The following is an 18,682-nucleotide window of genomic DNA, read 5'->3' on the forward strand; positions in this document are numbered from 1 at the left end:
GGTGCGTGTGATGGTGACGAGCCCCGCCCCCGGCCGGAACTCATCGATACGTCATCGTACCGATACGCCAGTGTACCGATACGCTCGTGTACCGGTACACTTGCGTATCGGTTGATGTACGACACACTGGAGACAGGGTCGGCCGTGCCGCTAAAGCGAGACTTGAGCGGGTGTGCGCCAATGGCCCAGCCGGACACGAGTGAGGGGAAGCACCGCATGACGTCGCAGGCCGCGGACGGACCGGACATGGTCGCCGCCTCGCGCCGCTCCAAGATCACGCCGGAGCGTGAGCGGGAGTTCTTCGACGCCGTGCTGGAGCAGATCCGCGAATGCGGTTACGAGTCCGTCACCATGGAGGGCGTCGCCGCCAGCACCCGGTGCAGCAAGTCCACCCTCTACCGGCAGTGGAAGACCAAGCCCCAGTTCGTCGCGGCCGCGCTGCGCGCCAACCGCCGGGTGCGGTTCGCCGGCATCGACACCGGATCGCTCGCCGAGGACCTGCGCCAGGCCGCGCAGGCCGCGGGGGAATGGTCCGGCAAGGACACCAGGCTGCTGCACGCGCTCGGGCACGCGGTGACGGCGGACCACCAACTCGCCCAGGCGCTGCGCGAGGCGCTCGTGTACCCGGAGATCGCCGCGCTGCAGGAGATGCTCGCGCGGGGCGTCGCCCGGGGCGAGGTCCGGGCCGACCATCCGGCGCTGGAGTACATCCCCGCCATGATGTTCGGCGTGCTGCGCGTGCGGCCCGTGCTCAGTGGCCAGTACGCCGACAGCGACTATCTCACCCGGTTCGTGGAGGCCACCGTGCTGCCCGCGCTCGGGCTGACCCAAGACCCAGGCTGCCGTTCACGGGATGACTGAACGGTGACCTGCAGGCGCCGCACCGTGGGGACGGGGGCGGCGCGCACCCCCCGGCCGGGTGGGGCTCCTCTTGAGCGGAGGGGAGCCCCACCCGGCCGCACTCTTGTCCCGGCGGCCGTGGATCAGACGTCCTGGCCGTTCCCGTCGCCGGACGACACCTTGATCCCCTTGAGGATCTCGTCGATGACGGCCGTCTTCTGCCCGACGTCGATGCCGAAGCGCACCACCACGATCTGCTTGGCGTCGTCGGGCGAGGGGAAGGCGACCGACTCGACATAGCCGTCGGCGCCCTTGCTGGTGACCGCCTTCCAGCGCACCATGTACCCCTTCTGTCCGGCCACCGTCACCGCGCCCGAGCCCAGCACCTGGTGCGAGGTGATGCTGCCGTAGGTGGTGCCGCCGTACGACTGCTTGGCGTTGGCCGCGATGTCCGCCTTGGCGACCTGCTCGGCCGTGTCGCCCTTGATGTCCAGCGCCTGGGCGGGAGCCGAGTAGGCGCCGCCCGAGGTGCAGGTCTGGGCGGAGTTGCCCGGGCACTTGTAGGAGTCGTCGGAGGTGACCTGCGCGCCGACGCTGATCGTCTGGCCGGTCCACCCCGTCGGCACCGGCAGGCTGATGCCGTTGACCGGGTCCGGCACCGTGCCGCCGCCCTTCACCTTGGGCGCCTCGGACTGGCCCGGCGACGGCGAGGCCCCACCGGATCCACCGGACCCGCCCTGACCGCCGAAGCCGCCCGAACCCCCCGGGCCCCCCGAGCCGCCGCCCGGCCCGCCCTGACCGCCGTCCTGTCCACCCGTGGCGCCCTGCTGCGACCCGGCCCGGTCGGCGCCGCCGCCGGGATTCTCGGCCAGGGCCCACACGCCGACCGCGATGCTCGCCAGGACCGCGGTCGCCGCCGCGACGGCTATGCCCGTGCGCAGGCCGCGCCGGGACCGGGGCTGAGGCGGGGCGGGGTAGCCCGGATAGACCGGATATCCGGGCTGCGCGCCGTAGGCGGGGGGAGCCGCGGGGGCCGCCGGGTGCGGGCCGCCGGCCGGCGGCGGCTGTGTCGGGGGACCCCACGTGGCGGCCGTCCCGGCGGGGCGGGTCTGGTCCGTCCAGGCCTTGCCGTCCCACCAGCGCTCGGTGGGCGGGCCGTCGTTCGTCTGCCCGGGGTCGGGGTACCACCCGGGGGGAGTCACCTGCGTCATGACCCCACCGTATGAGGCGACAGTGAAAGTGTGATGAGAGGATCCGTCGCCAATCGAGCGTACGGGACATATCGGCGCGGGGATTTTTTTTCTCACTCCTCCGGCACGGCCACCGCTCACCGCCCCGTCACGACGCCCAGCCGGCGGACCGCCGCCGCCGGCGGCCCGGCCCGGCGGCGAAGCCCGTCCCGTCCGGTGCGGTCGGGCAGGTGATCCCCCCGATGCCCGTGCGGGCACACGTGAGCCGGCAACCAGGCTGGCACCAGCCGATGTTGACGCTCCGTCCGCTGCTGACCGGCTGTTCGGGCCGGGTGCGCGTCGCCTGCCCGCACCCACTTTCACCCGCCGGGGCAACAGCTGCCCCGACCGGCCACCACACGTCCCACCGGACGGCTACGCTCATGCTCTGTACGTCATTCGGGCGACCTGGGGAGGTAACGGGATGACGGAGGGACGGCCGCCGGCGGCCGCCTCGGCTTCCCTGTGGGAGCGGGACGCGGAGATCGCCACCGTCGCACAGGCACTCGACCTCCTGTGCGCCGACCAGTCGTCCGCGGGCAGTCTGCTGGTCTTCCGCGGCGAGGCGGGATTCGGCAAGACCGCACTGCTGGCCGAGACACGCCGCATTGCCGAGCGCCGCGGCTGCGCCGTGTGGTCCGCGCGCGGCGCGGAGACCCTGCGGACGGTCCCGTTCAACGTCGTACGGCAGCTGCTCCAGCCCGCCCTGCTGTCGTTACTGCCCGAGGAGGCCCGCGAGTACCTCGGCGACTGGTACGACATCGCCGGACCCGCCCTCGGCATAGTCGACCCGCAGGAGGGCAGCGCCGACCCGCAGTACGTGTGCGACGGACTCGTCGCCGCGGTGCGCCGGCTCGCCCGCCGCGAGTGGCCGCTGGTGCTGCTGATCGACGACGCGCACTGGGCCGATCAGGAGACCCTGCGCTGGCTCGCCGCGTTCGCCGAGCGCCTGGACGACCTCTCCGTGCTCGTCGTGGTCGCCCGCCGCCCCGGCGAGGTGAGCGGCGACAGCGCCCGCCACCTCGACGCGGTGGCCGCCGCCGCGGGCCGCCCCGTCAACAACCTCAGGGCCCTCACGCCCGACGCCGCGGCGGGACTCACCCGGGCCGCCCTGGGCCGCCATGCCGACGACGCGTTCTGCCGCGAGGTCTGGGCCGTCACCGCGGGCAACCCCTACGAGACCACCGAACTCCTCGCCAAGGTGCAGGACAGCGAACTGCAGCCGGTCGAGTCCCGGGCCGCCGAACTGCGCGCCCTCAACCGCGCCGCCCGCGGCGGTGGACTGGTCGACCGGCTCAAGGGGCTCGGCCTGGAGGCCACCCAGTTCGCCTGGGCGGCCGCCATCCTCGGCACCGGCATCACCGTCGACATGGTCGCCCGCCTCGCCACCATGGACGACGCCATCGCCCGGCACTGCGCCGAACTCCTCTGCACCCACCGCATCCTCGCCCAACCCGACCCCGCGGACGGCAGCGAACGCGACGGGGGCGAGCTGGAGTTCGTCCACCCGCTCATCGCCAGCGCCGTCTACAACTCCATCCCCTCCGGGGTCCGCACCGCCATGCACGGCGTCGCCGCGCAGATCATCACCGAGCTGGGACGCGGCGCCGCCCAGTCCGCCCGGCACCTGCTGAAGGTGCACCCGGACGGCGACGAGGAACTCGTCGAGCAGCTGCGCGAGGCCGCCCGCGAACACCTCGCCGTCGGCGCGCCGGACGCGGCCCGCACCTGCCTCGAACGCGCCCTGCAGGAGCCACCGCTGCCCGAGGTCCACGCCCACGTCCTGTACGAACTGGGCTGCGCCACCCTGCTCACGGCACCCTCCGTCACCATCGACCACCTCCAGTTCGCGCTCGGCCTGCCCGGCCTCGACGGCGAGCGGCGGGTCGACGCGGTGGTCCGGCTCTCCCAGGCGCTGCTCCACAACGACCAGCTGGAGGAGGCCGTCCGCACGGTCGAGGCCGAGGCCGCCCGGCACGAAGCCGGCCCCGTGAAGATGCGGCTGCAGGCCGTGCAGTTCATGTGGGAGGGCATCCACGGCGAGACCGTCTCCCCGGCCCGCTCCCGGCGCCTCGCCGAACTCGCGAGCACCTGCACCGGCCGCGACAACGCCGAACGCGCCCTGCTCGTCCTGCGCGGCTTCGACGCCATGACCCACGGTGAGAGCGCCGACGAGGTGCTCGAACTGTGCGACCGAGCCCTCGTCAACGGCCGCCTCGCCCCCGGCCTCGGCTGGACCGACCCCGAGTGGGGCATCGAGCTGCTGATGATGCTCGGCAGCGCGTACGCCTACGCCGACCGGCTCGACCGCGCCGAGAACCTCTTCGCCGAAGCCCTGCGCGTCTACACCGGCGCCGGCTGGCGCGGCGGCCACCTCTCCCTCGCCAACGCCTTCCTCGGGCTCGCCTACCGCAGGCAGGGACGGCTCCGCGAGGCCGAGTCCACGCTGCGCGAGGCACTGGTGCTCGCCGAACGCGTCGGCCGCCGCCTGCCGCTGTACTGGTCGGCGACCTGCGGACTGGTCGACACCCTGCTGGCCCGCGGCCGTATTGACGAGGCCTGGTCGATCGCCGGGCAGTACGGCTTCGCGCCGCCCTACCCCTCCACGATCGTGCTGCCGGACATCCGCTGCGTACGCGGCCGGCTGCTGCTCGCCGTCGGCCGCACCGAGGAGGGCGTCCACGAGCTGGAGGCCGCCGAGAAGATCGCCGCCTCGCGCGGCGGCCACAACCCGGTCCTCTCGCCCTGGTCCGTCGACCTGGCCAAGGCCCTCGCCGAGCAGAACCCGGCACGCGCCGCACAGCTCGCCGCCGACGCCCGCCGGCAGGCCGAACGCTTTGGCACGGACACCGCCATCGGCGAGGCCCTGCGCTGCGCCGCCGCCCTGGAGACCGGCGGGCGCGCGGTCCAGCTCGCCGCCCAGGCCGTCACCTATCTGGAGGCCTCACCCTGTCAGTACGAACACGCGGCGGCCCGCGTCGAGTACGGCATCGCCGCCCGCTCCGTGGCGGAACTCAACCGGGGCCTGGACCTCGCCCGGGCGTGCGGTGCGGAGGGGCTGGCGGCACAGGCGAGGGAGGTGCTGGAGACGGGACGCGGGCTGCGGTAGCGCCTTCGGCGGGCCTCACACCGTGAGCAACTGCTCCGTCGCCGTCGCCAGACGCTTGCGGACCTCCGGGTCGTACGCCTCCTCGTGCGCCCGGGCCCGCCGGGTGCCGTCGAAGTAGCCGCCGCTGCCCAACTCCTCGGTGGCCAGGGCCAGTACGCCCGCTGCGCCGTCGGCGACCGAGTTCCACGGGGCGATGCCGCTCTCGCGGACCATCGCCGTGTCCATGAAGGTGGCGGGGTGCAGGACGTTCACCGACACCCCGCTGTCCGCGAGTTCCTCGGCGAGCGTGAAGGTGTGCGCGGCGAGGGCGAACTTGCTGCGGCAGTACGCCGACATCCCGCTGTAGCTGCGGGTGAGTTCCGGGTCGGAGAAGTCGAGAGGCTCCTGGCCGGCCGAGCCGACGTTCACGATCCGGGCCGGCGCGTTGGACCGCAGGACCGGCAGCAGGGACCGCGTGAGGACGACGGGCGCGAGATGGTTCACGGCGAGCCGCAGCTCGTGCCCATCGGCGCTCAGCTCCCGCCCGGAGCCGGGCGTGCCGCCGCCCACCCCCGCGTTGTTGATCAGCACGTCGAGGCCGGGACGCGCCTCCGCGACCCGGGCGCCCAGCCCCCGCACCTCGGCGAGGCGGGCCAGGTCGGCGACGAACCCCTCGGCCTCGCCCTCGGTGCGCAGCTCCGCGACCAGCCGCTCGGTGCGGTCCCGGTCACGGCCGTGGGCGAGGACGACATGGCCGGAGCGGACCAGTTCGAAGGCCACGTACCGGCCGAGTCCGGAGGTGGCGCCGGTGATCAGAATGGTGGACATGGTTCCACCCTAGGCACGGCCCGGCGCCGCGAGGCAGGTGCTGTCGAAGCTACGACCGGCAGGGTCACCCTCGGCCCCGGCCCTCCTCGTCGTCCTCCTCGGCGAGCACGCACTGGGCGGTCGCGAACGCGGAGTTGGCGGCCGGCACCCCGCAGTACACGGCGGTCTGCAGCAGCACCGCGGCGATCTCCTGAGTCGTCAGCCCGTTGCGGCGCGCCGCCCGGACGTGCATCGCCAGCTCGTCGTGGTGACCGTGGGCGACCAGCGCGGTCAGTGTGATCATGCTGCGCTCGCGCCGGGACAGCGTCGGATCGGTCCAGATCTCGCCCCAGGCGTAGCGGGCGACGAAGTCCTGGAACCGGGCGGTGAACGGGGTCTGCCGGGCCTGCGCCCGGTCCACGTGCGCGTCGCCCAGCACCTCCCGGCGCACGGCCATTCCGCTCGCCGGCGGCCCGTCGAGGTGGGTGCGCAGGACCGTCAGCACGGCGTGCGGGACCTGCGCGGGCGCCAGATGCGAGGCGCCGGGCAGCTCCACCAGCGTCGAGCCGGGCACCGCGTCGGCGATCTCGCGCAGATGCGCGGGCGGCGTCGCGGGATCCTGCCGACCCGCCACGAGCAGTGTCGGTACGGAGATCTCGCCGAGCCGGTCGCGCAGGTCGAACGCGGCGAGCGCGTCGCAGCAGGCGGCGTACGCCTCCGGATCGGCCTCCCGGTGGTCCTGGAGGAGCTTCGGGACGCTGAAGCCGGGGGTGAACCAGCGCGCGTCGGCGCTCTCCACCAGCCACTGAATGCCCTCGTGGCGCACCCGCCGCGCCCGCTCCCGCCAGGCCGTGCCGTCGCCGAAGTGGGCGGAGGAGCACAGCACGGCCACGGAGGTCAGCCGGTCGGGGTGGTGCACGGCCAGGTGGAGGCCGACGGCGCCGCCGAGGGAGACGCCCGCGTAGGCGAACCGGTCGATGCCGAGCGCGTCGGCGAGGGCCAGCACCAGCGCGGCGAGGTCGCCGACGGTCGCGCCCGGTCCGATCAGCTCCGGTGCCGACCCCCCGTGGCCGGGCAGGTCCCAGCGCACCACGCGATGGGCTGCCGAGAGCTCGGGCGCGACCGCGTCCCACAGGGCGTACGAGGTGCCGAGCGACGGCCCCAGCAGCAGCGGGGGCGCCGAGGCCGGGCCTTCTGCCAGATGGTTGAGGAGTTTCCCGGTCAACGTCGCTCCAGGGCATGGTCGGTGAGAGCTCCGGCGAAGCCGGTGTAGTGGGCGGGGGCGCAGAGGTCGTCCAGGTCGATGTCCTTCACCTCTGGCTGCTCGCCGAGGAGTTCGCGCAGCGGACGGTCCTCGGCATGGGCGCGGCGGGTCAGTTCGGTCAGCAGCTCCTTGGCACGCGCACGACCGAGAACGGGGCCGAGGGCGGCGGACAGCCGCTCGGACACGATCAGCCCCCGGGTGAGACCGAGGTTCCGGCGCATCGCGGCGGGGTGCACACGCAGGCCCTCGGCCAGCTCGGCCGCGTGGGTGGCCGAGCCGCCCACCAGCCGGAGCAGGTCGCGCAGCGGCTCCCACTCGGCGTGCCAGGCGCCGGCCGGCCGCTCGTCCTCGGCGGCGACGGAGCCGTACAGCGTGGCCGCGAGCTGGGGGGCACGCCGGGCGGCGGCCGAAAGGAGCGTGGAGCGCACCGGGTTCGCCTTGTGCGGCATGGCCGACGAGCCGCCGCCGCTGCTGCCCTCTCTCACCTCGCCGATCTCCGTGCGCGACAGCGTCAGCACATCCACGGCGAGCTTGCCCAGGGCGCCCGCCGTGAAGGCCAGGCACCCCGCCAGGTCGGCGATCGGCGTGCGCAGCGTGTGCCAGGGCAACGCCGGTACGGCGAGGCCGACTTCGCGGGCGTACGCCGCCGTCAGTGCGGCGGCGTCCCGGGCGCCGTACGCCTGGAAGGCCGCCAAGGTACCGGCCGCGCCGCCGAGTTGGGCGGGGAGCGAGTCCCGTACCCGGGTGAGGCGGTCCGTTGCGTCCAGGACCAGCGACCGCCAGCCGGCCGCCTTCAGCCCGAACGTGGTCGGTACGGCGTGCTGGGTGAGCGTCCGTCCCGGCATCGCCGTGTCCCGGTGCTCCGCGGCGAGTCGGGCCAGCGCCCGCTCGGTGCGGCCCAGGTCGGCCAGGACCGGGCCGAGGGTGCGCACGGCGACCAGCATCGTCGCGGTGTCCATGATGTCCTGGCTGGTGGCGCCCCGGTGGACGTAGGGGCCGTACTGCTCGCCGACCTCCCTGGTCAGGTCGGCGACCAGCGGGATGACCGGGTTGCCGCCGGCCGGGGTCCGAGCCGCCAGGGAGCGGATGCCGAACCGGTCCGGGACGGCGGCCTCGGTCACCGCCGCCGCGGCCTCGGCCGGGGCGAGCCCCAGCGTGGCCTGGGCGCGGGTCAGCGCCGCCTCGGCGTCGAGCAGCGCCCGCAGATACGCGTGGTCACTGGTCGCGGACGCGGCGCCCGACTGTCCCCACTCGGGCGCGAGCAGGCCGGTGTCGGCGTACGGAGGGGACGCAGGTGTCACTGGAACTCCAGGAAGACCGTCTCGCCTTCGCCCTGAAGGCGGATGTCGAAACGGTAGGTCCCCGGGCCCTCCTCGGCGGCGATCAGCGTGTCGCGCCGGTCGCCCACCCGGGTGAGCAGCGGGTCGGCGGCGAGCGATGCCTCGTCGCCCGGCAGATAGATCCGGGTGAACAGGTGGACGAGCAGGCCGCGCGCGAAGACGCAGACACTGAGGTAGGGGGCGTTGCCGCCGCGGGCGCCGGGCCGGAGCGTACGGGCGTACCAGTGGCCGTCGGTGTCCGTCTGGCTGCGGCCCCAGCCGGTGAACTCCACACCGTTGCGGCCCAGGTAACCGCCGGTGGCCGGGTCGCGCCGGATGGAGCCGTCGGCCTGCGGGACGGTGCCGTCGGGGTGCGGACCCCACACCTCCACGAGTGCGTCCGGCAGCGGTCGGCCCGCGCCGTCGAGGCCGTACCCGTGCACGGTGATCGTGTCCGGGTGGCCGAACGGGGCGATCTCCTCGCCGCCGAGGAAGGGCAGGGCGTAGCCGTAGAACGGGCCGACCGTGTGGGACGGGGTGGGCAGCACCTGCTCCGGCCTGCTCGTGTCGATCTTCGTCATGGCGGTCAGCGTCCTTCCTCGATCCAGGTGGCGGCCGGGCCGTCCAGCACGATGTCCCAGTGGTAACCGAGTGAGAACTCCGGCACCGACAGGCCGTGGTCGTAGCTGGCGACCAGCCGCTGCCGGGCCGCGTCGTCCGTCACCGACTGCAGGATCGGGTCGTACGGGAACAGCGGGTCGTTGGGGAAGTACATCTGCGTCACCAGCCGCTGGGCGAACGCCGTACCGAACACCGAGAAGTGGATGTGGGCCGGGCGCCAGGCGCCCACGTGGTTGCGCCACGGGTAGGGGCCGGGCTGGATGGTGGTGAAGTGGTAGCGGCCCTCGGCGTCGGTGAGGGTGCGGCCGACGCCGGTGAAGTTCGGGTCGAGCGGGGCGTCGTGCTGTTCGCGCTGGTGGGCGTAGCGGCCGGCCGAGTTGGCCTGCCAGATCTCGATGAGCTGGCCGCGCACCGGACGCCCGTCGCGGTCCAGCAGCCGCCCGGAGACGGTGATCCGCTCACCGATCGGCTCGCCCCGGTGGTGCCGGGTGAGGTCGTTGTCGATCCCGGTGACGTCGCGCTCCCCGAAGGCGGGGGAGTACAGCTCCACCAGCTCCGGGTCCTGGGCGGTGTCGATGGCGACCAGAGGCTGCTTGGGGTGGCGGAACACGGAGGAGCGGTAGGGCGCGTAGTCGCGACGCGGGTGGTGCTCGACGGGGGCGCCGTCGGCGACGCGCTTGTCGTACGCGGCGTGCTCGGTGGCGATTTCGAGGTCGATGTCGGCTTGGGTGAGAGGCATGGGGCGTCCTGGGGTCAGCGTTCGAGAAGGAGGGCGAGGCCTCGGCCCACGCCGATGCACAGGGTGGCCACGCCGGTGCCGGAGCCGCGGCGGGCGAGCTGGTGGGCGACGGTGCCGGCGAGCCGGGCGCCGTTGTAGCGGCCGAAGGGGGTGCGGACGGCGTCGACGAGGTAAACCGTATTGAGCCTGTTGACGGCGTTCACAGCAGATTCCCCGGGATGACGAGTTCGGCGTCGGTCCGGGCGACGACCTCGTCAACTGTCACACCGGGCGCGGTCTCCACCAGGGCCAGGCCCTGCTCGCTGACGTCCAACACCGCAAGGTCGGTGATGACTCGGTTCACACAGGCCTTGCCGGTGAGCGGCAGCGTGCACTCCTTGAGGATCTTCGGGGAGCCGTCCTTGGCGGTGTGGGTCATCACCACGATCACCTGACGGGCGCCGTGCACCAGGTCCATCGCGCCGCCGATCCCGGTGACCAGCCTGCCCGGTACGGCCCAGTTGGCCAGGTCGCCGCCGGCGGAGACCTGCATCGCGCCGAGCACGGCCACATCGATGTGCCCGCCGCGGATCATCGCGAAGGACAGCGCCGAGTCGAAGAAGGAGGCGCCCGGCAGGACCGTCACGGTCTCCTTGCCCGCGTTGATCAGATCGGGGTCGACCTGGTCGTCGGTCGGATACGGGCCCGTGCCCAGAATGCCGTTCTCCGACTCCAGGACCACCTCCACACCCGGGGGCAGGTGGTTCGGGATCAGCGTGGGCAGGCCGATGCCGAGGTTGACGTACTGTCCGTCGCGCAGCTCCCGCGCCGCCCGTGCGGCGATCTCCTCGCGTGTCCAGGCCATCAACCGCTCACCGTCCGCTGCTCGATCCGCTTGTCCGCCGCCTGCTCCGGGGTCAGGGCCACCACCCGCTGCACGAAGACGCCCGGCAGGTGCACCGCGTCCGGGGCGATCTCGCCGGGCTCGACCAGCTCCTCCACCTCGGCGACGGTGACCCTCCCCGCCATGGCCGCGAGGGGGTTGAAGTTGCGGGAGGACTTGTTGAAGACGAGGTTTCCGTGGCGGTCGCCCTTCGCGGCTCTGACCAGGGCGAAGTCGGTGCGGATGGCGCGCTCCAGGACGTATTGCACGCCGTCGAACTCCCGCACCTCCTTCGGTGGCGAGGCCAGCGCGACGCCGCCCTCGCCGTCGTAGCGCCACGGCAGACCGCCCTCGGCGACCTGGGTACCGACTCCGGCGGGGGTGTAGAAGGCGGGGATGCCGGCGCCGCCCGCGCGCAGCCGCTCGGCCAGCGTGCCCTGTGGGATCAGCTCCAGCTCCAGCTCGCCGCCCAGGTACTGGCGGGCGAACTCCTTGTTGCCGCCGATGTAGGAGCCGGTCACCCGGCTGATCCGCCCGGCGGCCAGCAGTACCGCGAGACCGGACTCCATCGCCCCGCAGTTGTTGGAGACGACCGAGAGACCACCGACCCCGCGCTCGTACAACGCCTGGATCAGCACGTTCGGCACACCGCTCAGCCCGAACCCGCCGACCGCGAGGGACGCGCCGTCCGGCACATCGGCCACCGCCTCCGCGGCCGTGGCGACCACCTTGTCCATCCGTGAGGCCTCATCTCTTCGCCATTAATCAGGGCACTGAGCATTTCAGCGAGGTGCTCCACACGCTGCCACCGGAGGCGATGCCCGTCAAGACATGCGTTGTTCGCACTTCCCGCCGGGAGACAGGTGGTCCGGTCGACGAGTATTGTTCAGTACACCAACGAAATGATCAGGGAGCGCACATGGCTGCGGTGGACCTCACCACCCATCCCGGGCACCTGGCCCGGCGGCTGCAGCAGGCGCACTACCTGCTGTGGAACACGATGGTCTCCGAGGAGATCACCTCGCCGCAGTTCGCGGTCATGAACGCGCTCGTCGCGGAGCCGGGCCTCGATCAGCGGACCGTGGGGGAGCGGGTGGGCCTGGACCGCTCGACCATCGCCGAGGTCATCAGCCGGCTCGGCCGCCGGGAGTTGCTGACCAAGGTGCGCGACCCGCAGGACGGCCGGCGCTTCCTGCTCCGCCTGACCGACGAGGGCCGGCGCACCCATCGCAAGCTGACCGTGCGCACCGCCCGGATGAACCAGGTCTTCCTGGCGCCGCTGTCCGCCGAGGAACAGACCGTGTTCTTCGACCTGGTCCGCCGGGTCGCGGACGCGGCGGAGGGCCTGCGCAACCCGGCCGAACCGCTGGCCGCGCGGGGCTGACCGGGGCGTACGGGCATCGACCGGCCGGTATGGGCGCCGACCGGCCGGTACGGGCGGTCACGGTGCAGGTGCGAACACCACCCACACCTGGCCGTCGGCGAAGTCCATCCGGCCGCCGTCCGCCGCGGTGAACGTCGTACCGTCCGTCGCGTCCGGACGGGACCAGGAGGCGTCGAAGGACCGGCCGTCGCGCAGCACCTGCGCCTTCCCCGAGCCGACCGTCTCGGTGTACGGCGTGCGGTTGCCGAGCACGTCGTGATAGCGGGAGGCCCGGATCTTCACGTACTGCACGACGACCGTCGCCGGTGCCACCCGCGCGCCGTCCGTCGTCACCGTGGGCGTGCCGTCCATCGCGACCAGCCAGCGGTGCCGCTCGGCGGACCAGTCGAACGTGAAGCGGGCGGCCGGGTAGCGGACGGTGCGCGTGGCCGTGGGGGTGCCGCCGGACGGGGCCGGGCCGTAGCTGAAGCCGGTTGTCAGCGCGGCCTCGCCCGGGGCGGACGGCAGCAGCCTGGCCGGGTGCAGATAGAGGTTGTGCGGGGCGGCCCTGGCGGTGCCCCGGTAGTAGGCGGCGGGGGCCTCGTCGGGGGACTCCGCCCGCAGCGGCGCCCTGTCGATCAGCGGGAGCAGCCTGTGCTGGGCCCCGGAGAAGGCGAGCGTCGGCCGGTGGAACTGGCGCAGCAGCTCCAGATCGGACTCGCGGGCGCTGCGCACCGGTCCGACGGTCTTCGGGAGCCGGGTCGCGTACACCGCCATCAGCCGGCTCAGACCGCCCTCCACCTGCTCGGCGTACACCACGTCCGCCGCTTCGAGCCCGGTCTGGGGTCGGGCCGCGGGCACGTTGTCGATCTTCACCGCGAGTGGTGAACCGGCCGCCGTGTCCGAGGGGGCCGGTGCCGGAGCCGACGGTGCCGTGGGTGCCGGCGTCTGCTGAGGGGCGCGGTCGTCGTCCCGGCCGTGGTGGGTGCAGCCGGCCGTGAGGGTCGCGGTCAGTGAGACCGCCAGCGCGGTCATCGTCAGCGTCCCGCGGCGCATGCGCGCTCTGTGTCCCATGCCCACCATGGCCACCCCGTTCGTTTGTCCGATTGTGCGCTCATAGGGTCATTGCTGGCCATACCCGAACAGTTACGGTCATGCGCGCTCCGTGGGCCGTTCGGGCTCCGGAGACGACCCCGGCGGGCGGAGACGCCGTTGGCGGGAGGCGCTGAGACGGGCCGATGGCGGCGAGACGGCCGAGTGGCGGCGAGACGGCCGGAGCCGAGGCGTGGGGAGCGGCCGGAGCCGAGGCGTGGGTGGTGACGGGCGGTGGGCGGCGGAGGGTTGTCGATGGCGTGGGTGGTGACGGTGGTGGGTGGTGACGGTGGTGGCTGGTGGCAGGCGTCGGAGGGGCGCGGGCGGTGGCGGGTCGGGACCGGAGCTAGGGATTCGGTGCTGGCGGGCGCGGGTACCCGGGCGCCACCGCGATTCGCCCACGCGACCGAGGGAGCGCGACCCATGAAGGCAGTCACCTGGCAGGGCAGGCGGGACGTCCGGGTCGAGGACGTGCCCGACCCGCGGATCGAAGAGCCCACCGACGCCGTCATCCGCATCACGTCCACCGGTCTGTGCGGCTCGGACCTGCATCTGTACGAGGTGCTCACCCCGTTCATGACACCGGGCGACATCCTCGGGCACGAGCCGATGGGCATCGTCGAGGAGGTCGGCCCCGGAGTGCCGGACCTCAAGGCCGGGGACCGGGTCGTGGTGCCGTTCCAGATCGCCTGCGGCAACTGCTGGATGTGCCTGACCGGGCTGCCGACCCAGTGCGAGACCACCCAGGTCACCGGCGAGGGAATGGGCGCCGCCCTGTTCGGCTACACCCGCCTGTACGGCTCCGTGCCCGGCGCCCAGGCCGAGTACCTGCGGGTGCCCCAGGCGCAGTTCGGGCCGATCAAGGTGCCCGAGGGTCCGCCGGACGACCGTTTCGTCTACCTCTCCGACGTGCTGCCCACCGCCTGGCAGGCCGTCGAGTACGCGGCCGTCCCGCCCGGCGGCACCCTCGCCGTCCTCGGCCTCGGCCCGATCGGCGACATGGCCTGCCGGATCGGCAAGGCACGCGGCGCGGAGCGCGTGTTCGGCATCGACCTGGTCCCGGAACGGCTCGCGCGTGCCGACCGGGACGGCGTGGAGACCTACGACCTGAGGGCCTTCGACGACGAGAAGGCACTGGTCAACGCCATCCGAGACGAGACGGGCGGCCGGGGCCCGGACGCCGTGATCGACGCCGTCGGCACCGAGGCCCACGGCAGCGCCGCCGCCAAACTCGCGCAGACGGCGACCGGGCTGCTGCCCCGCAAGCTCAGCGCCCCCATCGCGGAACGCTTCAGCGTCGACCGGCTCGGCGCCCTCCACCTCGCGATCGACCTGGTACGGCGCGGCGGCACCATCTCGCTGAGCGGCGTGTACGGCGGCATGGCCGACCCGATGCCGATGCTCACCCTGTTCGACAAGCAGATCCAGCTGCGCATGGGCCAGGCCAACGTCCGCCGCTGGACCGACCGGATCATGCCGTATCTGACCGACGAGGATCCCCTCGGCGTCGACGACTTCGCCACCCATCGGCTGCCGCTCGCCGAGGCACCGCACGCCTACGACATGTTCCAGCACAAGCAGGACGGCGCCATCAAGATCCTCATGGAGCCGTAGACCGGCCGGTCGTCAGCCCCGGTCCCTCTCGCCCAGGATCTCCGCCAGGTCGTAGCGCACCGGCTCCTCCAACTGGGCGTAGGTGCAGCTCTCCGGCGTGCGGTCCGGGCGCCAGCGGCGGAAGCGGGCGGTGTGCCGGAAGCGCTGCCCGTTCTCCATGTGGTCGTAGGCCACCTCGGCGACCCGCTCCGGCCGCAGCGGCACCCAGGACAGGTCCTTCTTGCCGGACCAGCGGCTCGGCGCGCCCGGCAGCCGGGCCGTCTCATGCGCGGCCTCGTCCGACCAGGCCGCCCACGGGTGCCCGGCCACGTCGTCCATGCGCAGCGGCTCCAGCTCCTCGACCAGTTCGGCCCGCTTCTTCATGGGGAAGGCGGCCGACACGCCCACGTGCTGGAGCTGTCCCCGCTCGTCGTGCAACCCCAGCAGCAGCGAGCCGACCACCGGGCCGCTCTTGTGGAACCGGTACCCGGCCACGACGACATCCGCCGTCCGCTCGTGCTTGACCTTGAACATGACCCGCTCGTCCTGCCGGTAGCGCAGGTCGAGCGGTTTGGCGACGACTCCGTCGAGGCCGGCGCCCTCGAACCGCTCGAACCACTGCTGCGCCACCTCGATGTCGGTCGTCGCGGGCGCCACGTGCACCGGCGGTGTCACGTCGGCGAGCGCCCGTTCCAGCAGGGCCCTACGGTCGGTCAGCGGGACGTCGAGCAGGGAGTGGTCGTCCAGGGCGAGCAGGTCGAAGGCGACGAAGGACGCCGGGGTCTTCTCCGCCAGCATCCGCACCCGGGAGTCGGCCGGATGGATTCGCTCGGTCAGCCCGTCGAAGTCCAGATGGCCTTCCCGCGCGATCACGATCTCCCCGTCCAGCACGCACCGCTCGGGCACCCGCTCCTTCAGCGCCGCGACCAGCTCGGGAAAATACCTGGTCAACGGCTTCCCGGTACGGCTGCCCAACTCGACGTCGGCGCCGTCCCGGAACACGATCGAACGAAACCCGTCCCACTTCGCCTCGTAGTGCATCCCCGGCGGGATCTTCGCCACCGACTTGGCGAGCATGGGCTTCACGGGCGGCATGACGGGCAGATCCATGCAACCGATTCTGCTCGCATACCTCCGGCACCGCCCGGTGTGCGCGCTGTGCGGGGTGCGCCTACCGTGGCCGCATGGGTGCTGCGGTGGAACTGGAGGTGGCCGGCCGGACCGTACGGCTGTCCAGCCCGGACAAGGTCTTCTTCCCCGAGCGGGGCTTCACCAAGCTGGACCTCGCGCAGTACTACGTCGCCGTGGGCCCCGGCATCCTGCGCGCGTTGCGCAACCGCCCCACGACCCTGGAACGCTACCCCGACGGCGTGGGCGGCGAGTGGTTCTTCCAGAAGCGGGCCCCGAAGGGCATGCCCGACTGGATCCCGACCGCCCACATCACCTTCCCCAGCGGCCGCAGCGCCGACGAGATGTGCCCCACGGAGCAGGCCGCCGTCGTCTGGGCCGCCCAGTACGGCACGCTCACCTTCCATCCCTGGCCGGTGCGCGCCACGGACGTCGACCACCCCGACGAACTCCGCATCGACCTCGACCCGCAGCCCGGCACCGACTACGACGACGCGGCCCGCGCCGCCCACGAACTGCGCGCGGTCCTGGACGAGTTCGGCGGGCTGCGCGGCTGGCCGAAGACCTCCGGCGGCCGGGGCCTGCACGTCTTCGCACCGATCGAACCGCGCTGGACCTTCACCCAGGTGCGCCGCGCCGCCATCGCCGTCGGCCGGGAGATGGAACGCCGGATGCCCGAGCAGGTGACGATCAAGTGGTGGAAGGAGGAGCGGGGCAGCCGTATCTTCCTGGACTACAACCAGACGGCCCGCGACCGCACCATCGCCTCCGCCTACTCCGTACGCCCCCGCCCGAACGCCACCGTCTCGGCACCCCTGCGCTGGGAGGAGGTCGGCGTGGCCCGCCCCGCCGATTTCGACCTCGTCACCATGCCGGCCCGCTTCGCCGAACTCGGCGACGTCCACGCCGACATGGACGACCACGCCTACTCCCTGGACGCCCTGCTGGAGCTTGCCCGCCGCGACGAACACGACCACGGCCTGGGCGATCTGCCGTACCCGCCGGAGTACCCGAAGATGCCCGGCGAGCCCAAGCGCGTCCAGCCGAGCCGGGCCCGGCGGGAGCAGACGCCCTGAGGGCAGTGCGCGGACGGCCGTTCCCGGATCTGCCGGACGCGGCGCTCCTCGTCGTCGACGACACCGAACTCGCCGCGTGCATGAGTGCGTTGGCCGCGCCCGGGTGCTCGTCCGGACCAGCGCCTACGCCACCCTCACGGGCACGCACCCCGGCCGCTCCTTGGTCCGGCAGCGCACGGTGTACGCCCCCGTCGGGCTGCCCTGGCAGGACCTCACCCTCACCTGGCTCCACGCCGGGTGATGCCCCGAGCCAACCGCGGACGAGAACCCACCGCTCGGGCCGGGTCCCCTCCCGGACGTCGTCGATCCGGCCGTCACACGGTGACCGTCGCCGGGCCCGCCGCCCCGGACGCGAGCCGTCCGTACGGCTCGGGCGAGCAAGAGCATGCCTGCGTCGCGGCACCGACGGGGTCTCCACCGCGCGGTTATCCTGACCGGCAGCCGCCGATGAGGAGTCCCGAAGTGACCGAGGCAGTGTCGCGTCCCACGCTGGAGGCCGTGGCCGCGCGGGCCGGCGTGTCCCGGGCCACCGTGTCCCGGGTGGTCAACGGCGGCGACGGGGTGCGCGCGCCCTTGGCCGAGCGGGTCAGGCAGGCCGTGGCAGAGCTGGGTTACGTACCCAACCAGGCGGCGCGCAGCCTCGTCACCAAGCGGCACGACGCCGTCGCGGTCGTCATCGCCGAGCCCGAGACCCGGGTCTTCGCCGACCCCTTCTTCGCGCTGCAGTTGCGCGGCATCAGCAAGGAACTGACCGCACACGACAACCAGTTGGTGCTGTTGCTCACCGAGGGTCGTGACGATCACGCGCGCGTGGCCCGGTATCTCTCCGGAGGACATGTCGACGGCGCGCTCGTCTTCTCCCTGCATCTCGACGACCCGCTGCCCGGCCTCATCCAGGACGCCGGTGTGCCCACCGTGTTCGGCGGACGGCCCGGCTGGGGCGACGAGGGCCGCGGGGCCGGCCCCGCTCGCCCTACGGCGAAGGACCCCGGTGTCGTGTACGTCGACTGCGACAACCGGGGCGGAGCACGCGCTGCCGTACGGCATCTCATGGGCCTCGGCCGCACACGCATCGCGCATCTCACCGGCGTCCTGGACCAGACGTCGGCGGTGGACCGGCTCGACGGCTACCGGGACGTCATGGGCGAGGTGCCGGGCGGGAACGATCCCCGGCTGGTGGTGGAGAGCGACTTCACCCCGGCCGGCGGTGAACGCGCCATGCGCGAACTCCTCGACCGCTGCCCGGACGTGGACGCCGTGTTCGCCGCCAACGACCTGACCGCCCTCGGTGCCCTGCGCGTGCTGCGCGCGAGCGGCCGACGCGTCCCCGACGACGTGGCCGTCATCGGCTTCGACGACATGCTGCCCGTCGCCGAGGAGGCCGACCCGCCACTGACGACGGTTCGTCAGGACATCGAGGGAATGGGCCGTCTGATGGCCCGCCTGCTGCTGCGCGGACTCTCCGACGGCCGCGACCGGACGGACGACCGAGATCGGCCTGACGGCCGCGGCACGACGGACGGCTGTGACCGGACGGATGCCCGCGGCAGGACGGACGGCCTTGACCGGACCGGAAGCGCCGTGGACGAGCCGCACGCCGGCGGCGTCATCCTCCCGACCACGCTGATACGACGGGTGTCCGCCTGACCGCCGCGCAAGAG

At 73.0% G+C, this 18,682-nt stretch carries 18 protein-coding genes; 7 read left to right on the forward strand and 11 right to left on the reverse strand.

The window, feature by feature from the left end; all coding sequences use genetic code 11:
- Window positions 1-216 precede the first annotated feature (216 nt).
- Window positions 217-861, forward strand: a complete 645-nt coding sequence (locus LMU33_RS09555; protein ID WP_228619144.1) for a TetR/AcrR family transcriptional regulator — start codon at window positions 217-219, stop codon at window positions 859-861.
- A 122-nt stretch (window positions 862-983) separates the two neighbouring features.
- On the opposite strand, the gene LMU33_RS09560 is transcribed toward LMU33_RS09555, so the two are convergent.
- A complete protein-coding gene (locus tag LMU33_RS09560) occupies window positions 984-2,051 on the reverse strand; it encodes a DUF2510 domain-containing protein (protein ID WP_228619145.1) in 1,068 nt (355 codons plus the stop codon).
- Between the two features lie 442 nt (window positions 2,052-2,493).
- Between LMU33_RS09560 and LMU33_RS09565 the strand changes: the two genes are divergently transcribed.
- Window positions 2,494-5,178, forward strand: a complete 2,685-nt coding sequence (locus LMU33_RS09565) for an ATP-binding protein (RefSeq protein WP_228619147.1) — start codon at window positions 2,494-2,496, stop codon at window positions 5,176-5,178.
- A 15-nt stretch (window positions 5,179-5,193) separates the two neighbouring features.
- Here LMU33_RS09565 and LMU33_RS09570 read toward each other — a convergent pair whose 3' ends face one another.
- From LMU33_RS09570 to LMU33_RS09605, 8 genes are all read right to left on the reverse strand, one after another.
- Window positions 5,194-5,985, reverse strand: coding sequence for an SDR family NAD(P)-dependent oxidoreductase (locus tag LMU33_RS09570; RefSeq protein ID WP_228619148.1), 792 nt, complete (start codon window positions 5,983-5,985; stop codon window positions 5,194-5,196).
- Window positions 5,986-6,049: 64 nt separating this feature from the next.
- Complete coding sequence (gene pcaDC / locus LMU33_RS09575) at window positions 6,050-7,189, reverse strand: bifunctional 3-oxoadipate enol-lactonase/4-carboxymuconolactone decarboxylase PcaDC (protein ID WP_228619149.1); 1,140 nt, start codon at window positions 7,187-7,189, stop codon at window positions 6,050-6,052.
- A complete protein-coding gene (gene pcaB / locus LMU33_RS09580) occupies window positions 7,186-8,529 on the reverse strand; it encodes a 3-carboxy-cis,cis-muconate cycloisomerase (RefSeq protein ID WP_228619151.1) in 1,344 nt (447 codons plus the stop codon). Before pcaB ends, pcaDC begins: the two co-directional genes overlap by 4 nt.
- Window positions 8,526-9,128, reverse strand: coding sequence for a protocatechuate 3,4-dioxygenase subunit alpha (gene pcaG, locus LMU33_RS09585; protein WP_228619153.1), 603 nt, complete (start codon window positions 9,126-9,128; stop codon window positions 8,526-8,528). The genes pcaB and pcaG overlap by 4 nt, the downstream gene beginning before the upstream one ends.
- Before the next feature lie 5 nt (window positions 9,129-9,133).
- On the reverse strand, window positions 9,134-9,907 hold the full coding sequence (gene pcaH / locus LMU33_RS09590; RefSeq protein WP_228619154.1) for a protocatechuate 3,4-dioxygenase subunit beta: 774 nt from the start codon (window positions 9,905-9,907) through the stop codon (window positions 9,134-9,136).
- A gap of 14 nt (window positions 9,908-9,921) precedes the next feature.
- A complete protein-coding gene (locus tag LMU33_RS09595; RefSeq protein WP_308280766.1) occupies window positions 9,922-10,110 on the reverse strand; it encodes a hypothetical protein in 189 nt (62 codons plus the stop codon).
- A complete protein-coding gene (locus LMU33_RS09600) occupies window positions 10,107-10,751 on the reverse strand; it encodes a CoA transferase subunit B (RefSeq protein ID WP_228619155.1) in 645 nt (214 codons plus the stop codon). The genes LMU33_RS09595 and LMU33_RS09600 overlap by 4 nt, the downstream gene beginning before the upstream one ends.
- Window positions 10,751-11,506 carry a CoA transferase subunit A gene (locus LMU33_RS09605; protein ID WP_228619157.1) on the reverse strand — a complete coding sequence of 252 codons (756 nt, stop codon included), beginning with the start codon at window positions 11,504-11,506 and terminating at the stop codon, window positions 10,751-10,753. Before LMU33_RS09605 ends, LMU33_RS09600 begins: the two co-directional genes overlap by 1 nt.
- A 182-nt stretch (window positions 11,507-11,688) precedes the next feature.
- On the opposite strand from LMU33_RS09605, the gene LMU33_RS09610 reads away from it, so the two are divergent.
- Window positions 11,689-12,153, forward strand: a complete 465-nt coding sequence (locus LMU33_RS09610; RefSeq protein WP_228619158.1) for a MarR family winged helix-turn-helix transcriptional regulator — start codon at window positions 11,689-11,691, stop codon at window positions 12,151-12,153.
- 57 nt (window positions 12,154-12,210) lie between these two features.
- Here LMU33_RS09610 and LMU33_RS09615 read toward each other — a convergent pair whose 3' ends face one another.
- Window positions 12,211-13,206 carry a DUF3048 domain-containing protein gene (locus LMU33_RS09615; protein WP_228619160.1) on the reverse strand — a complete coding sequence of 332 codons (996 nt, stop codon included), beginning with the start codon at window positions 13,204-13,206 and terminating at the stop codon, window positions 12,211-12,213.
- Between the two features lie 441 nt (window positions 13,207-13,647).
- Here LMU33_RS09615 and LMU33_RS09620 point away from each other — a divergent pair, with 441 nt between their 5' ends.
- On the forward strand, window positions 13,648-14,838 hold the full coding sequence (locus LMU33_RS09620) for a zinc-dependent alcohol dehydrogenase (protein WP_228619162.1): 1,191 nt from the start codon (window positions 13,648-13,650) through the stop codon (window positions 14,836-14,838).
- Between the two features lie 12 nt (window positions 14,839-14,850).
- Here LMU33_RS09620 and LMU33_RS09625 read toward each other — a convergent pair whose 3' ends face one another.
- Window positions 14,851-15,927 carry an ATP-dependent DNA ligase gene (locus LMU33_RS09625; protein ID WP_228619165.1) on the reverse strand — a complete coding sequence of 359 codons (1,077 nt, stop codon included), beginning with the start codon at window positions 15,925-15,927 and terminating at the stop codon, window positions 14,851-14,853.
- A gap of 74 nt (window positions 15,928-16,001) precedes the next feature.
- Here LMU33_RS09625 and ligD point away from each other — a divergent pair, with 74 nt between their 5' ends.
- The 3 genes from ligD to LMU33_RS09640 all read left to right on the forward strand — a co-directional run bounded on the left by ligD (window position 16,002) and on the right by LMU33_RS09640 (window position 18,668).
- Window positions 16,002-17,021 carry a non-homologous end-joining DNA ligase gene (gene ligD, locus LMU33_RS09630; RefSeq protein ID WP_228619167.1) on the forward strand — a complete coding sequence of 340 codons (1,020 nt, stop codon included), beginning with the start codon at window positions 16,002-16,004 and terminating at the stop codon, window positions 17,019-17,021.
- A gap of 76 nt (window positions 17,022-17,097) precedes the next feature.
- On the forward strand, window positions 17,098-17,262 hold the full coding sequence (locus LMU33_RS09635) for a hypothetical protein (RefSeq protein WP_228619169.1): 165 nt from the start codon (window positions 17,098-17,100) through the stop codon (window positions 17,260-17,262).
- A gap of 221 nt (window positions 17,263-17,483) precedes the next feature.
- Window positions 17,484-18,668 (forward strand): LacI family DNA-binding transcriptional regulator, encoded by a 1,185-nt coding sequence (locus tag LMU33_RS09640; protein WP_228619171.1) that lies wholly within the window; start codon window positions 17,484-17,486, stop codon window positions 18,666-18,668.
- The last annotated feature ends 14 nt before the right edge of the window (window positions 18,669-18,682 follow it).

The organism is Streptomyces barringtoniae, from assembly GCF_020819595.1.
Taxonomy (GTDB): domain Bacteria; phylum Actinomycetota; class Actinomycetes; order Streptomycetales; family Streptomycetaceae; genus Streptomyces; species Streptomyces barringtoniae.